This is a genomic window from Thermodesulfobacterium sp. TA1 (genome assembly GCF_008630935.1).
Classification (GTDB): domain Bacteria; phylum Desulfobacterota; class Thermodesulfobacteria; order Thermodesulfobacteriales; family Thermodesulfobacteriaceae; genus Thermodesulfobacterium.
Genome location: NZ_CP043908.1, coordinates 1,366,738 through 1,380,913 on the forward strand (window position 1 = coordinate 1,366,738; position 14,176 = coordinate 1,380,913).

General features: G+C 34.9%; 18 protein-coding genes and 1 pseudogene. 2 read left to right on the forward strand and 17 right to left on the reverse strand.

Going from position 1 to position 14,176, the window contains the following annotated elements:
* Window positions 1-234 precede the first annotated feature (234 nt).
* Window positions 235-552, forward strand: a complete 318-nt coding sequence (flgM, locus tag F1847_RS06985) for a flagellar biosynthesis anti-sigma factor FlgM (RefSeq protein WP_150072355.1) — start codon at window positions 235-237, stop codon at window positions 550-552.
* Here flgM and rfaE2 read toward each other — a convergent pair.
* From rfaE2 to F1847_RS07040, 12 genes and pseudogenes are all read right to left on the reverse strand, one after another.
* Window positions 536-940 (reverse strand): D-glycero-beta-D-manno-heptose 1-phosphate adenylyltransferase, encoded by a 405-nt coding sequence (gene rfaE2, locus F1847_RS09545; protein ID WP_370516791.1) that lies wholly within the window; start codon window positions 938-940, stop codon window positions 536-538. The two genes, flgM and rfaE2, sit on opposite strands and share 17 nt — an antisense overlap.
* A gap of 234 nt (window positions 941-1,174) precedes the next feature.
* Window positions 1,175-1,732: pseudogene (locus F1847_RS09550) on the reverse strand (carbon-nitrogen hydrolase family protein); the annotation flags it as partial.
* The gene (locus tag F1847_RS06995; RefSeq protein ID WP_150072356.1) at window positions 1,732-2,445 is read right to left on the reverse strand and encodes a ComF family protein; all 714 of its coding nucleotides are present in this window, start codon (window positions 2,443-2,445) and stop codon (window positions 1,732-1,734) included. The pseudogene F1847_RS09550 and the gene F1847_RS06995, both read right to left, overlap by 1 nt.
* Complete coding sequence (locus F1847_RS07000; protein ID WP_150072357.1) at window positions 2,429-3,568, reverse strand: M20/M25/M40 family metallo-hydrolase; 1,140 nt, start codon at window positions 3,566-3,568, stop codon at window positions 2,429-2,431. Before F1847_RS07000 ends, F1847_RS06995 begins: the two co-directional genes overlap by 17 nt.
* Window positions 3,568-3,840 (reverse strand): acylphosphatase, encoded by a 273-nt coding sequence (locus F1847_RS07005; RefSeq protein ID WP_150072358.1) that lies wholly within the window; start codon window positions 3,838-3,840, stop codon window positions 3,568-3,570. The genes F1847_RS07000 and F1847_RS07005 overlap by 1 nt, the downstream gene beginning before the upstream one ends.
* A gap of 100 nt (window positions 3,841-3,940) precedes the next feature.
* Window positions 3,941-4,663, reverse strand: coding sequence for an SIMPL domain-containing protein (locus F1847_RS07010; RefSeq protein ID WP_150072359.1), 723 nt, complete (start codon window positions 4,661-4,663; stop codon window positions 3,941-3,943).
* Between the two features lie 107 nt (window positions 4,664-4,770).
* Window positions 4,771-4,950 (reverse strand): hypothetical protein, encoded by a 180-nt coding sequence (locus F1847_RS07015; RefSeq protein ID WP_150072360.1) that lies wholly within the window; start codon window positions 4,948-4,950, stop codon window positions 4,771-4,773.
* A gap of 55 nt (window positions 4,951-5,005) precedes the next feature.
* Entirely contained in the window at window positions 5,006-6,616 is a 1,611-nt protein-coding gene (locus F1847_RS07020; protein WP_206202395.1) for a hypothetical protein, read from the reverse strand.
* Window positions 6,617-6,656: 40 nt separating this feature from the next.
* Complete coding sequence (locus F1847_RS07025) at window positions 6,657-6,944, reverse strand: hypothetical protein (RefSeq protein WP_150072361.1); 288 nt, start codon at window positions 6,942-6,944, stop codon at window positions 6,657-6,659.
* A gap of 20 nt (window positions 6,945-6,964) precedes the next feature.
* On the reverse strand, window positions 6,965-7,189 hold the full coding sequence (locus F1847_RS07030) for a hypothetical protein (protein WP_150072362.1): 225 nt from the start codon (window positions 7,187-7,189) through the stop codon (window positions 6,965-6,967).
* 220 nt (window positions 7,190-7,409) lie between these two features.
* Window positions 7,410-7,688 (reverse strand): hypothetical protein, encoded by a 279-nt coding sequence (locus F1847_RS07035; RefSeq protein ID WP_150072363.1) that lies wholly within the window; start codon window positions 7,686-7,688, stop codon window positions 7,410-7,412.
* A 25-nt stretch (window positions 7,689-7,713) separates the two neighbouring features.
* Entirely contained in the window at window positions 7,714-7,971 is a 258-nt protein-coding gene (locus tag F1847_RS07040) for a hypothetical protein (RefSeq protein ID WP_150071130.1), read from the reverse strand.
* Here F1847_RS07040 and F1847_RS07045 point away from each other — a divergent pair.
* Window positions 7,927-9,126, forward strand: coding sequence for an IS110 family transposase (locus F1847_RS07045; protein WP_150071129.1), 1,200 nt, complete (start codon window positions 7,927-7,929; stop codon window positions 9,124-9,126). The two genes, F1847_RS07040 and F1847_RS07045, sit on opposite strands and share 45 nt — an antisense overlap.
* Window positions 9,127-9,257: 131 nt before the next feature.
* On the opposite strand, the gene F1847_RS07050 is transcribed toward F1847_RS07045, so the two are convergent.
* The 5 genes from F1847_RS07050 to F1847_RS07065 all read right to left on the reverse strand — a co-directional run bounded on the left by F1847_RS07050 (window position 9,258) and on the right by F1847_RS07065 (window position 14,146).
* Complete coding sequence (locus F1847_RS07050; RefSeq protein ID WP_168194289.1) at window positions 9,258-10,322, reverse strand: ankyrin repeat domain-containing protein; 1,065 nt, start codon at window positions 10,320-10,322, stop codon at window positions 9,258-9,260.
* A complete protein-coding gene (locus tag F1847_RS07055) occupies window positions 10,322-10,636 on the reverse strand; it encodes a FecR domain-containing protein (RefSeq protein WP_150072365.1) in 315 nt (104 codons plus the stop codon). Before F1847_RS07055 ends, F1847_RS07050 begins: the two co-directional genes overlap by 1 nt.
* A gap of 37 nt (window positions 10,637-10,673) precedes the next feature.
* On the reverse strand, window positions 10,674-10,826 hold the full coding sequence (locus tag F1847_RS09225) for a hypothetical protein (RefSeq protein WP_168194290.1): 153 nt from the start codon (window positions 10,824-10,826) through the stop codon (window positions 10,674-10,676).
* A 69-nt stretch (window positions 10,827-10,895) separates the two neighbouring features.
* Entirely contained in the window at window positions 10,896-11,192 is a 297-nt protein-coding gene (locus tag F1847_RS07060; RefSeq protein WP_150072366.1) for a hypothetical protein, read from the reverse strand.
* Window positions 11,193-11,203: 11 nt separating this feature from the next.
* Window positions 11,204-14,146, reverse strand: coding sequence for a hypothetical protein (locus F1847_RS07065; protein WP_168194291.1), 2,943 nt, complete (start codon window positions 14,144-14,146; stop codon window positions 11,204-11,206).
* Window positions 14,147-14,176 lie beyond the last annotated feature (30 nt).

Consider the following 14,176-nt stretch of genomic DNA (forward strand, 5'->3'; position numbering starts at 1 on the left):
AAACTTTGGATGAAAAACTAAGGTTTTTACCTAATCTTGTTTTTCTGAAGCAAACCTAAAGGATCTATGAAGAAAACAGCTCTTTTAAGCTCAAAGGAAAAATAAATAAAGGTTAAATGGAAATTTAAACGATTTGACAAAAAAAATTTTATGTTTATTATTATAATAAGGCCTAAAGAATTGAGGAGATGTTCCGATATTAAATTTAAACCTAAAAAAGCGAGGTGATAATAGATGAAGATCAACGATATCTTAGGAGTAAATGTTGAAAACCTTAAAAACTTAAAAGAGGCTAAGAAAAAAGAAGAAGCGTTTGCCTCAGAAGTTAGGAGAAAAGGTGAGGGTAAACCTCAGGAGGTATCTCCTGCAGTGGTTGAACTTTCTTCTAAAAAGGTGGTTGAAAATGCAGTGAAAAAGGCTGCTTCTCTCCCTGAAATAAGAGAAGAGAAGGTTTCTCAAATTAAAGCTCAAATTGAAGCTGGCACCTATAATGTTTCTAATAGAGAGATTGCCAGGGCTATGGTAGGTAGTCTTCTTAACGAGATTGCTTAATCTGGTTTATCAAATTGGTAGTGGAAACTTGGTAAGAAAACTTAATCCGTACTACTTTTCCACCATAACTTTTTACAAAGTCTGCTCCTACTATTTTATTTTCTTCCCAGTCTGCTCCTTTTACTAAAAAATCTGGTTTTAATTCTTTTATAAGCCTCTCCGGGGTTTCTTCATCAAAAACTACTATATAGTCTACACATTCAAGACCAGAGAGTACTTTAGCTCTAAAGGTTTGAGGGTTAATCGGTCTTTCTGGTCCTTTGATCTTTTTTATTGAGAGATCGCTGTTAAGCCCTACTACTAAAAAATCTCCTAAAGACCGGGCTTTCTCTAAGTAGTCTACATGACCAGCATGAAGTATGTCAAAACAGCCATTAGTAAAAACCATCTTCTGTCCTTTAGCCTTTCTTTTCACTATATGTTTTTTAAGCTCTTCTAATGTTTTGAGCTTATTTTTTCTGTCAAAAAATGGCGTTTTAAGAGGATAAGGAAGGGATATAGGTTCTAAAGGCAAAGATAACTCCCAAATCCCTGGTTTATCATCAAGAAGATTTTCTGTCTTTTCGCCTTTAGGTGAAACCATTAAAGAATATCCATAGCCGTTTACCCCTACCAAATAGGTTTGATTTTCAATCGCCCTTGCCACACAAAGAGTTAACCAATGGGTTATTCGAGTTAAAGGCCAAAGGGCAAAAACTAAAAGAAAATCAACCCCGCTTTTTATAAGTTCTCTTGCTATTTCAGGAGACCTAAGCTCAAAACAGACCAATAAACCTATAGAAACATCCCTTAACTCTATAACCCTTATCCCTAACCCAGGAGAAAAAGGGTCGTCTAACCCTGGGAAAAGAAGAAACTTTTGAGCTAAAGGTTCTATTTGGTCTCTGGTTAACCGATAGATAGTATTAAAAATTTTTTCTTCTTGATACCAAGGTGCCCCTAAAAGAACTACCTTATCTTCTGAAATAACTTGGGTGACCTCAGAAAGAAGGGCTAACACACTTTCTTGGTTTAAAGCCGAAAAATCTACTTCATAACCGGTAAGGGCTAATTCAGGAAAAACCACCAGATCTCCTTTGGCTTTAGCTAAAAACTCTTTAATAGTAGCCACGTTTTGTTTTAGGTCAGAAGAGGGCATCATCTGAACTAAAGAAAGTTTTAACATCCTTTTTCTCCTCATTATATTAGTTGATTTCTTGCCACCACCAATACATATACTTCTTTAGCCCCTTTAAGTTTTAAAGCCTTGGCTGCTTCGTTAACCGTAGCCCCGGTGGTCATCACATCATCTACAAGAAGCACCCTCTTTTCTTTTACTGAATCTTTAGCCAAAAAAGCCCCTTTTACGTTTTCCCAACGCTCTCTACCAGAAAGTTCGGTCTGAGGTTTAGTAGGCTTAACCCTTGATAACAGGCCTGATAAAGGTTTTTTCTTGGTAAAACCCCAAACTAAAAGCGCACTTTGATTAAACCCCCTTTCTTTTAAACGCTCGTTAGAAAGAGGCACAGGAACGACCAAATCGGTGCCTTCAAGTAGAAACTCAAAAAAACTTCTTAACAACTTTCCTAAACCATAGGCTAACCTAAAGTCTTTAGCAAACTTTATCCTTACCAGCCACTCTGAAACAGGTTCTTTATACTGAAAAAGGGCATAAACCCTATCAAAATAGAAATTTTTCTCTAAACAATAGGAACAATATTCTAATTTTTCTATACCCTTTTCAAGTAAACTTTCAGAAACTAAACTTCCGCACCGTTGGCAAACAAGTCTTAAAAAAGGAAGTTTGGCTAAACATGACCGACAAACCAGTATCGCTTGATTTTCAAGATGTTGATTGCAGATTTCACAAAACTCAGGAAAAATAAAATCAAAAACCTTATCTAAAAGCCTCACCCTTTGCCTTTACAATCTCAAGCACAAGTTGCGCAGCCTTTACCAGGTCTTTTACCAAAATAAATTCTTCGGTAGTATGGACTTTTTGCATCCCTGTGCCCAAAATTACAGCCTTTTTACCTCTTTCATTAAATATGTTGGCGTCAGAACCACCTTCTTTTCTCATAAAAGAAAGGTTTAATCTAAGTCTTTTTCCTGCCTGTTTTATCGGTTCTAAAATTGAGTCTTCTAAAGAAATAAAAAAAGCTTGATATAACTTTTCAAAACTTACGGAAAGCTTGGGGAGATCTCCTACTTTCGGTTGATAAGAACTTTCCACCTCTAAGCAAAGGTTTTCTATCTGTTGTATCATCTTTTCTAAAGTTTTAGGGTTATGACTTCTTATCTCTCCTTCTGCCTCTGCGGTTTCTGGTACGATGTTTACGTATTTCCCTCCTGAGACTATACCTATGTTCATCGTGCTTTCTTGGTCTATCCTTCCTGGGGTTAGCTTAGATAACACCTGAGATAGAACATAGATAGCATTAACCCCTTTTTCTGGTTCAAGTCCTGCATGGGCAGCCTTTCCTTTAACCTTGATTTTAAACTTATAGGAAGAAGGAGCACCGATGGTAATCACCTCTGGATTTTCACTGTCTAAAACATAACCTTCTTTAGCGTCTATCAACTCTAAATCAAGAAACTTAGCCCCTAAAAGTCCTATCTCTTCGCAGGTAGTAAAGATAAACTCTAAAGGAGGATGAGGGATAGAATTCTCTTTAAGAACCTTGGCTAACTCAACCAGCACAGCTATACCTGATTTGTCATCTGCCCCTAAAATAGTCCTTCCGTCGGTTTTAAAAACTCCGTTTTCAAAGATAATTTTAGGGTTTTCGCAAGGACCAACCGTATCAAGATGGGCACAAAAGAAAACAGGAGAAGCAGGAATAGCTCCGGGAATTTTAACGATAAGATTACCTACCTCTGAGCCGGTATTTTCAGCAGACTTATCAAAAAAACAGCGATAACCTAAGGCTTCAAAGATGTCAGCCAAGTAATGAGCAAGCTTCCCTTCTTTTTTAGAAGGGCTTTCTATTGAAAGAAGGGTGCTAAACTCTAAAACCAGCCGGTCTACATCTATCATTAGCGTATTATCCTAAAGTCTTTAAACTCTCCCTTATAAGGCTCCTCTATTACCTCTACATGGGCTACCTTAGCATAAGGAGAACCTTTATGACACCAAGCTACCATCTGGTCAACCGCCTCGTCTTCCCCTTCAAATACCGCCTCAACCCTTCCGTCAGGAAGGTTCCTTACCCAACCTCTTACCCCAAGCCTTACTGCTTCTTCTTCTGTATAAGCCCTAAAATAAACCCCTTGCACCTTACCTGAAATATAAACATGCACCCTTTTCATAAGGGCTCCTCTTTTCCTTACCTTTATATAAAACTGAAGTATAATAAACCTTAAACAAAAGTCAAGCCTAATAAGGGCTTTTGTGGTTACTATAAAAAATCTATTCACACAAATAATCTACGTTTGCTGAGACCTCTACGGTTTTTTCATCCTTCATAGGCTCAGGGGCTTCGATACTAGAAGGTTCAGCGCTTTTTAACATCGTAAATCGATAGGTGATAGGAAGATAACGCCCTACAGTAAAACTAATAGAAGTAACGCGACAAACCTTGCCTAATTTCTCAGTTAAGGCTTCCCCAAAGTCTTGAGCCTTTTCTACCAACTCTAATTTGATTTCTTTCTGCACTTTATCTGTTAATTCTTGAGAAGCAATCCATACCGGTTCAGAAACCTCAAAAGTTAAGCTTGGATAGGTTTCTTTTATTTTGTTTAAAGTTTCATAAAGCACGTTCTGCTCTTTATAATCTCTTAGCTCAAAATTATAGGTGATATAACCGTTAACCCCCTCACATACTTGTCCTTTTTTTGCCCACCAACAATTTTGTTCTATCCTGTAATCACCACCTTTATAATTTAATCCCAGTTTTCTGATCCTTTTATCCGCATCTCCAAGAATATTAATCGCATCGGTCTCCTTATTAGCCTTAATTTTTACATTAATCCGAAGGCTTAAAATATCAGGCTGAATCTCTCTTTTATGCTCAAGAACTATACTAACTCTGGTAACTTTTTTAGGGTCAATGTTTGTTTCGCTTAAAGCTTTCCCTACATTAATCATAGATAATAAACCAACCCAGATGCTAATAAAGACTATCTTTTTCATGTTTATCCCTCCTGCAATTTTTATGTTAGGTTTTACTTAAATACCTTTTGTTTTATATAACAAAACAAAAGCTTATAAGTTAGAGAAGGACAAGGACTCCATTTGTTTTAGGCCCTCCTCAAATATAAAAAGGAGATGGAGCAGAGTGGCCCTTTTATTTCTTTTATTTTATCTTCGATTTTTTGGATAATACCTATCTCCTTATTCTCCTCAGATGCTGCGGTGCTATTAGAGGAACCAGATGAGGAAATATCAGCATAGCTTAAGTTGTAAATTACAAATATCATAAAAATTGAAGCTAACCCGGATAATAATAGTTTTTTAATGGTTATATCTTCTTTATTAATCTAAGGTGGTTAAATTAAATTTTCCACTTTCTACTTCAATCGGAGGTCCATTCTGCACCCGGAAAAAAATCCGTACATTTAAACCAGGAAAGTTTTTATCGTCCACCTCAACCTCAACAACAGAATTTTCCTCCTTCAAAGACTTGATTTTATTCTCAACATAAATTTTTTCTGAAACTACACTGACAGAAGCCCTTCCTTTAAGTAAATTGATGATACATTCTTTATTTTTAAGTTCAAACATCGTATCTTTTTCAACCATAAAACAGGAACCAGGTTCTAAAATCATTGAAACACGACCATCAACCGTAAGAGCTGACACTGGCTCAGTCTTAGCACAATAAACCTTTTGAGTAGCTAATAACCGCGGATAAGCACCTATTTTCACCTCAATGTATGGCTTAATATCAGGATTATTCCCTTCATAAATTAATTCATTTATTAATATGCCTCCCCATTCAACCACAGTAAATCCTTTTCTTCTTGGAGTTTTTATTACAGGTTCTTTTATTTTTTCTTCTTGTTGGATACCCTCAAACGCCAAAATAACCCTAATAATTTTATCTGGCTTTGGCTTAATCCAAATGGCCAAACTATCATCCAAAAAATTTCTGCTTAATAACATTATTTTAAAATACGGATAACCTTTTAATTCTTTTAACCAATAGTCTTTAAAATCTTTAATTTCTTTTCTATTCAAACCTAACTTAGGTAATATTTTATCAAACCAACGGTTAAGTTCCTCTGTTTTAACCACCCATCCTTCTTTTGGTAAGTCTAAAGGTGTATTCAACGCTACTTCATAAAATAAATACTCGTACTTATCATCTATGATTCCCTTTGGATTGGCTTTAACCGACCAAAACCCATTATAAGAAGGAATAGTTTTAGTTAACCAACCCTTAGGATTTAGATAAACTTCTATTTGCTTAGTCTTAGTAGGATAAAGATAAATAGCTGGCTTTTTTACAAGAGGTAAAGGATATTTTATATCTGCTTCTTCACAGGTCAATAATTTCATTTCTTTGTTTTCATCTCTTACTAAGGTAAAACAAAGCGTTTCTAATTTGGTTGGACAACAAGAAGGATCGGTTTCTCTATGGGTAAGAAGTGATAAATATATTGAGTCTCTCTCTCTATCACGAAAAGTAACAAATCCTGGCTGAAATTTTAAATCTTTTACTACCACTCTATCTCCAAGTTTTATTGAATTAGTTTGCATGATTTTGCCATTTTCATTTACAAGTGCGGTTATTTCAAAAAAAACACCACTTCCCCCAAAATTTTCAGAAAGTATAACTATAGCAAACGGTAATGAAAAGTTTGGTTTAAAAATACCATATTTTTCTATTTTTACGCTGATGTAATTTTTGATATCTTCTTCATTACCAGGTCTCAATTGAGTTTTATACTCCCCATTTTTTAATGTCACTGTTTGCCCTGAATACTTTAAATGATATCTAAAGTTCTTAATGGTTTCTTCATTTAGAGTATCAGGGCTTTCTGAAGCTATAGTTGATTTTATCGTAAGCAAAAAAATATATACTGTTGTTATTAAAAGAAGATTTATACTATACATTAGATTTGTTTTTATAAAATTTATCATGTTGTTCCTCACATTTTTAATTTTTTTAAATTTATTTAATTTATTGCTTTATTTCATACTCAATTTTACAATAAATATCTTGTTTCCAACGACGATCTTCTGATTCATCTTTCAATTCCGAACATATTCCAACAAAAGTTACCTCTCCTTTTCTATCCTTACATTTATTTATAGCATCTTCTAAAGCAGCATCACAATTTTTGCCATAACCACTTATTATTATTTTTGTTATTCTTTTTTTATCATCTTTAGTATTTGCAAAACTTATTGAAACAGAAAAAACAAGGAATATTAAAAGCAAAAAAATAGATAATACTTTATTCCTCATGTTTTAACCTCCTTCTAAATTTAATTACATACTTCTTCCCATTCTACACATACTTTATACACACCACAGATTTTTTTACCAGGGAAAACAGGATCAGGCTGGCAAAATCTTCTTTCTTCCCATTTTTTACAAACCTTTTCGCAATTCTCATTGCTGGTGGTAGATTCTTTATTTTGAATATCTGTTGCCCAAAGGTTACTCATAAAAAAAACTAGGAAACTAAGAACCAAAACTGTTTTTTTCATAGCCCTACCTCCAGATTATTTTTTAAAATCTTTCCCTGCTTATTCTTAAGTTTCAGATTTCCTTACATTCCTTTTCAGCTCCCTTAGAAGTTTTTTGTCACTTCTCATACTTTGATCTTTATTAGTCTCTATATTAACATTATACCGAAAATTTTTTTCATCTTCGACCTCCTATCTAAAATTTAAAGTGCTTAAAATGAATGTTGGTATCATTCCTCACTTATTTTCCTCTTCCATATTGTCCTTTTTTATCAATGTTCGGAACTGGATATTTTGGAGAATTCTTAAGTCTTGGGTTTTCCTTGCGTTCCTTTTCAGCTTCCCTAGCAGCTTTTAACCACTTCTCATACTTAGAACTTTTTTCTATCTCAGAGGGCTCATTAACCTCAAAATTTTTTGTAGATTTATTTACTTCATACATTGAATTGTCAGCTTTCCCTTTGAAAGTTGTAATGAATAATAAAAGAGTAAAACTGAGTACTAATGTTAGTTTATTCATAAATTCACCTCCTGCAATTTTTATGTTAAGGTTTGTTTAACACATTTTGTTTTGTATAATAAAACAAAAGCTTATAAGTTAGAGAGGGACAGGGACTCCATTTTTGGTAGGCCTTTGAGCCTCTTAAGGAGTATGTCCCTCTGTCCCTCAACACCCGATAAGTTGGTTGGGCTACCAAAGCCCCAGCTACTCGGGAGGATGGTGTGAGGGACAAAAATCTTAAAAAGGAGGTAGCATCATGACCCATTACATCGGTGTTGACATTTCTAAAGATAACTTCCACTTCTGCATCCTTAACCATGAAGCTAAAACCCTCTCCTCCGGCAAACTCTCTATGTCTCTTCAAGGCTTCTCTGATTTCTTTAACCTTCTCAAAACCCTCTCTGACCCTATCGTTGTTATGGAATCCTCTGGTAGGTTCCACATCCCCCTTTACTGCTTCCTCGTTGAAAAAGATATCCAAACCTTCATCCTTAACCCTAAAATCGTCCACAGATTCTTTGAATTTATCTCCGCTAACAACCCCTCTAAATACGACACAAAAGATGCCAAAATCCTTGCACTCTTCGCTCTTAATAACCCTGAATTCCTTAAATCCTATCCTGAAAACTCTGAACTCCGTAGTGCTTCTCGTCTTATCCAAAAACTTAAACATGAACTTGCTGAAGCTAAAACTCAAATCAAATACGCCCTCACTGTTCTTTTCCCAGAAGCTGAAAAGCACTTTAATATTTACTCCCACTCCTTCCTTAACATACTCCTTAAATTCCCCTCTGCTAAAACCCTTAAAAAAGCTAAACCAAATGAAATTTCCGAAATTATTAAATCCTCTGTTCCTAAAGGTAAAACCCCTTCCTTTTCTCCCGATGAAGTCATAAACCTTGCTAAAAACTCTATCGGGGTTGACAATCCTTATCTCTCTCAAACTCTTATCATCTACATCGAAAAACTCTTTTTCCTTGAGCCAAGAATAAAAAAGCTTGAAGAGATGCTTGTAGAGAAAATGGATGAAGACCAGCAAGAACAAATTAAGCTCATTTCCTCTATAAAAGGTATTTCCTCTAAACTTGCAAGTCTCTTTTTGGCTGAAATCAGAGACGTAAAAAGATTTTCTAATGCCAAAAAGCTCATAAAGTTTGCGGGCACAGACCCAGTAACAAAACAATCTGGTAAGTATAAAGCTAAGATGAGCATATCTAAGCAAGGGTCGAGCTTTCTCAGAAATGTTCTTTTCCAGATGGCGGTAGGTGTAGTAAAATGGAATTTTTACTTCAGATCCTATTTTATACGTAAGAAGAAAAACTTTGGCAGTTATAAGAAAGCTATGATAGCAGTTGTAAACAAACTTATAAGAGTTATCTATGCAATTTGTAGAAAAAAAACTTTCTTTAATCCTGCTTTTTCTAAGTTCCCTGTTCTGGAGGTCTCTCATGTTTAATTCCTATTTTCTGATAGTTGACTCCTTATTTAGTTGGCCTTTTTAATTTATCCAGCCTCTATGGGGGTCTGCATATAGCCTTATAACTCATTTTTTCATGTCCCCTCTCATATATCTGTGATTTGCTCACTTCAATTTCCCTCGCAGATTTTTTTGCATGCTTCAATAGAATCAAAAGGTACAACATGACCCCCACAGCCGCCATGAACAAATGTATGGCAGGTTTTGTCAAAATTAGAAAAATATGCTCCTTCAAACAGACCCTTACAAGTTCCTGGTAGAGGTGGTAAGTAACATCTCTTTTTAATATCAATCTTTTTTCCTTGAGTTCTTTGAATAAAATCACTTAGAAATATAGCGGCACTTTTATGACCTTTAAAAGTGCAAGCATCAACATCTTCTTCATTTGGAATATTGCCTTTTTCTATGAGAATCTTTATAATGTTTACGTTTTCTATATCAGCCATACAGGTAAATTTTATAATATTTTTTTGTTTTAGATTGGCTCCTTTTTCTGCAAGAATATGAAAAATATCATCATAGCCTTTTATTATAGCAATTTTAAGAGATTCGTCATTAAACTCAATTCCTTGTTTTAAAAGAAACAAAGAAACTTCTTTATGTTTTCTCCTGAGAAATTCATTTAAAAAATTTGCTCCGACCGATTTCTTTATATCCCAGCCCTTTTTAAGGCAAACCTCAAAAATTTCTATGATTTTTTTATAGTCTCTTTCTCCGAAAGCAAGTCCATATAGCGGGATCTCTCCTCTGTTATCTTTCAAATTAAAATCAGCACCATTTTCTATAAGAAAAATAATAAAATCTTCATTCATAAAATTGTAAGCAATAGCATCATGGAGAGGTGTTCTGCCATCTTTATCTTTGGCGTTAATATCAGCTCCTTTTGCCAAAAGAATTTTGACCATGTTAAGGTCTCCCTCTCGGGCTGCGTAATGAAGCAAAGTCTTACCATTGTCATCACGAACGTTTACATCCTTTTGATTAAGGATGTATTTTTTCATTAATTCAATATTGTCCGAGCCTTTCTTCATTTCTGATCCTTTGTCAACGAAATATCGTTGGAATATTTCATCATTAGATCGAGAATATGAGACAGATGGGAAAAGAAAGAAGTATCCTGCAAAAAAAGCACAAATTATTGTGATTATCAATATTCTATGCTGACCCTTTTCCATCATTTCTCCCACCACCTTTCAAGATTTTCTATTTTTCTTATAGTTATAGTCTCACCTAAATTTATTATAGCTTCGTAGCCTTCTTGTATCAAATAGGATTTATTTTTAATATTATCGGTAAATTCAACTTCTCCTTCTATTACCGAAATTTTTATAATGTGCCCATCTTCTCTTTCCACAACAAATTCAGTTCCTCTGGGTGTGGTAACAGCATCAGTAGGTACTTTACTACAATTCGGCCTCCCTACAGTAATCTTACATAATTCAATTCTAAGTTTTTTTATGGATTTTTGAATTCTTCTACTGCACCCCATTTGTCAAGACATTTTTTATGCCTTAAAGTTTTAGAGGTCATGCTACCTTTCTTATCCTTTCCTCATATTTTGCTTCAAATTCTTCTGGGCTCATGTACCCAAGCTTAAAGTGCACATAGAGCTTGTTATAGTCCTCTTGTATCCACCTGCTATAAAAAATCCATACGATTAAGTATTTAAAAATTTTCATAATTACTTTTAATCTTTTTACTTATGTATACGATTCTTCTAATACGCTTTTGTTCTGTTTCTTTTAATGCTATTTTGATAGATTGTTATCAATCTTTGGCTTAGGGATTGGTATATATTGCACACCACCAGAGAGATTGCTAGACCTTCCAGTATCAAACCCTTGACTTGCCTCTCTTCTTGCTCTCTCCCAAGAGCTATCAAGATCGTTATAATTTCCAGAAGATGTTGAATGTTGTTCTGCCCTCCAGCTGTCTCCTGAGGTTCCAGCGGCTTGGTCATAAGCAGAATCTCCACCATAAGCTATTCCCGATATAAACAAAACAAAAACCATACCAAACATGCCCTTCTTTAAGAATCTTTTCATGATGCCCCCCTTTAAGATTTTTGATTAAGCTTTTGTAACTCCCCTTCTATCTCTTTTATACGTTTCATGCATTTTTCTATGTACTGTTTTTGGGCGGATACAGCTTTATAGTAAAGATCTAAATTCTTTTCAAACTCCTTCATCTTTGTCCAGTGAGTAAAAACCACCTTTAAATCCAGCCCTGTATTAACAAAATGGGATAAAACCTTAGCTAAATCTTTGATCTTATCCTCTATACCAGGTATAGCATTAACAGCTTTTACTATCCCCTCTGCAAGGTCTTCAAAAGTATGATCTTCAACAGAAGCCCAATCAGCAAAATCTTTTGTAGCTAAAAGATCTTTAAATCTTTTAATCTCCTTCTCTCGTTTAGGAGATTTCTTAAAATGCTTTTCTAACCGCTTAAACAAATTGTCCTGTAACAGGTCTAACATGATCTCTTTAAACCTCTCTTCGCTTCTTAAGATAGCTTTTTCAGTCTCTTCTCTCCAGCTTTCAAACTCCTTAATATTTTCTAACATTCCCTTATTAAGTTTGTCTAAGTTGATTTTTGCCAAGTAAAGTTTATGTTTAAGGTCAGCCAGTTCTTCTCCAAGCTTTGTTTCGTCAGGCAAGAGTTTTTCTTCTTTTAGTTTCTCGGCACGTTTTTCTACCTCCTCAGGTTTATCCTCTAAAGTAGAAGTTTGAGGTTTTCTTTTAAAGACTGTGGGGTCTATTACTAATGGACGATCAGGTTTTAGTTCCACTATTTTTTGTCCTACTGTTTGATAATCTAAAGGATTTTGTCGGTAATGATTTAATAAATCGTTAAGTTTTTGTAAAGAAGTCTTTATCTTAGCCTCTTCTTCCTTGGCTTTAGCTAAAATTTGATTATACTTTTCTGGTTCAGTATGTTTAAAACTCTCAGCTGAGCTAATCTCCTTTTTTAACCGTGCATATTCATCTAAGTTAGCTGCTACCACCTCTAATAGCTTTTTATTAAAAACTCCTTGAGACCCTACAGGTAGACTGTTTAGTTGTGGATTCACATATAAAGGCACCTTTACACCTAAAGATGAAAGGTCGATTCGTCCTATCATGGCTTGTGCGCTTTTTTCGGCAAGGTCTCTGGCTGATTCAAGGTCTCCTGCAAGGGCTGAAGCCACTGCTTTTTCTGCCAAAACTGAACTTGCTGCCAGCTGATGAATGGCATCCTTAGTTTCTATATAATTTCCCTTTATCCACGCATTAGTTGTGTCTCGATAATCAACCCCTCCACCATGATTTTCGACAAAGAAAGAAAAACTGTCGGTTTCTTTTGAATAACAAAAGGTAGCAACTGTAGTCCCGGTTACTCCAACCAATTCTTCTAAATCAACTCTTTGGTAAGAGGGAAGAGTTACTTTTAAATTATTGGATTTTAGCCATCTGGCTAAGGCTAAGACCTTTTGGATTTCTCTCATGGTATGTAATGAAGGGAAAATCTGAGAAAACTCTTCATATCTACTGGTTAACATCTCTGCATATTCCTTTAAAATTTCGACATACCAAGAGGGCATATCTGAACTTAAAGGCTCACTACCTATTCTTACCTCTGACCTTGCAAAGTAAACAGCGGATTTATCAGGACTGATTTTTAATTCTACCTTTCTAGGAAAAATCCAATGACGATCAAGTCCATTTTTAATCTTTTGAAACTCCTTACCCTTACCTTTTTCATTAACCTTTTGAGTAAGGTAGACAACAAAGGGATAAAAATCTTTAAGGGATGCTGTTTCAAGATTTAAAGTGGTTACATACTTAAGCGTATAATCTGCATAAAAAAAGGCTTTAGCTATATAAGTATCTGAGGATAGATTAAAATACGTTGGTTTCACTTCGATAGAAGGAATTTTAAACCTTTTTTTTATAAAGGAATCGCTTAAAACAAGGTTATAGAAGACGGTCTTCATCATCCATTCTCTTTGGATTTCTTCAAATTTTTGGTTGGCAAACTCGCTTAATTCTTGGTCACAATTTCCTCTTAGAGGAGCCCTTTTAATAGCTGCTTCTATTACCTCTTCTTTTACCCCCATACCTCTAAGCAAATTTTTATAAAGTAAAAACAATAAATTACGAGAAGCCTCCCAGTTGTCTATTTTTCCGGAATTAAAGTCACTTCTTATCCTTTCAAACTCATCAATAAGACCCAGCGTCTCATAAATCTCTCTAAACCAATGTCCTGCGTTTTCCATACCATAAACTTCAGAAAACTTTTGAAATCCCCAAAATTGAACCATAGCTTTTCCATATTTTCCCTCAAGCCCTAAAGCCATAAAAATTTTATAAAAAAGCTCCTGTAAATGTAGATACTGCTCAAGTTGTTCTCTATTGTTGAACTTCCATTTTTTAGATTTTGGCTCCCAATTAAGATAAGCCTCAAATTCTTCGGGGGTAATCGAAAATACTTTTAGCCTTGCTAAAAGTATTTGTTTTTCTGGTAAAGGTGGAGAAGAATACAAAATTTCTTTCAATATACCTGATAACCAATTAGCTCCATAATTTAGGTCTCGACCTACCCTATCCATTTCTTGATCAAAGATAGATTTGATTTCTTCTAATGCCCTGTATGTATTTTTAGTTGGGTCTAAAGAAAAAGATGGATAAGGATACCTAAGAGCCTCGTCCAAAACTTGAACGTAGGGGAGAGGTCCTGTTTTGTATTTTGGGTCGTAATGTCCTACCAAAGTAATCTCTCCTGTGTTTTTATCGATAAAAATCCCGTCTAAGACATTGATCGCAGAAGTTTTAGCTAAAAGACTGTTTTTATCAAGAAGGTCTCCCTTTTTATTTGCTTTATCTATCAATCTTTCTCTTGAAGAACCTTTAAAGGCTATTTTTGACCTATCTTGAAACGATTGAATCGTAACACCCAAGGCAGGTTTTTCCTTGGATATGTTTACAGAAAGAGATAAAATTTTGCCCTCCTTAACCACCTCCTGAGAATACGCATAAACAACCAGACT

Bases quoted from the DNA above. Each gene is read 5' to 3' on its own strand.
- F1847_RS07000 (WP_150072357.1), bottom strand. From the start codon at position 3,568: ATGATAGATGTAGACCGGCTGGTTTTAGAGTTTAGCACCCTTCTTTCA.
- rfaE2 (WP_370516791.1), bottom strand. From the start codon at position 940: ATGGTTTTTACTAATGGCTGTTTTGACATACTTCATGCTGGTCATGTA.
- F1847_RS07020 (WP_206202395.1), bottom strand. From the start codon at position 6,616: ATGATAAATTTTATAAAAACAAATCTAATGTATAGTATAAATCTTCTT.
- F1847_RS07010 (WP_150072359.1), bottom strand. From the start codon at position 4,663: ATGAAAAAGATAGTCTTTATTAGCATCTGGGTTGGTTTATTATCTATG.
- F1847_RS09225 (WP_168194290.1), bottom strand. From the start codon at position 10,826: ATGAAAATTTTTAAATACTTAATCGTATGGATTTTTTATAGCAGGTGG.
- F1847_RS07030 (WP_150072362.1), bottom strand. From the start codon at position 7,189: ATGAAAAAAACAGTTTTGGTTCTTAGTTTCCTAGTTTTTTTTATGAGT.
- F1847_RS07015 (WP_150072360.1), bottom strand. From the start codon at position 4,950: ATGATATTTGTAATTTACAACTTAAGCTATGCTGATATTTCCTCATCT.
- F1847_RS07025 (WP_150072361.1), bottom strand. From the start codon at position 6,944: ATGAGGAATAAAGTATTATCTATTTTTTTGCTTTTAATATTCCTTGTT.
- flgM (WP_150072355.1), top strand. From the start codon at position 235: ATGAAGATCAACGATATCTTAGGAGTAAATGTTGAAAACCTTAAAAAC.
- F1847_RS07060 (WP_150072366.1), bottom strand. From the start codon at position 11,192: ATGAAAAGATTCTTAAAGAAGGGCATGTTTGGTATGGTTTTTGTTTTG.
- F1847_RS07005 (WP_150072358.1), bottom strand. From the start codon at position 3,840: ATGAAAAGGGTGCATGTTTATATTTCAGGTAAGGTGCAAGGGGTTTAT.
- F1847_RS07045 (WP_150071129.1), top strand. From the start codon at position 7,927: ATGACCCATTACATCGGTGTTGACATTTCTAAAGATAACTTCCACTTC.
- F1847_RS07035 (WP_150072363.1), bottom strand. From the start codon at position 7,688: ATGAATAAACTAACATTAGTACTCAGTTTTACTCTTTTATTATTCATT.
- F1847_RS07050 (WP_168194289.1), bottom strand. From the start codon at position 10,322: ATGGAAAAGGGTCAGCATAGAATATTGATAATCACAATAATTTGTGCT.
- F1847_RS07055 (WP_150072365.1), bottom strand. From the start codon at position 10,636: ATGGGGTGCAGTAGAAGAATTCAAAAATCCATAAAAAAACTTAGAATT.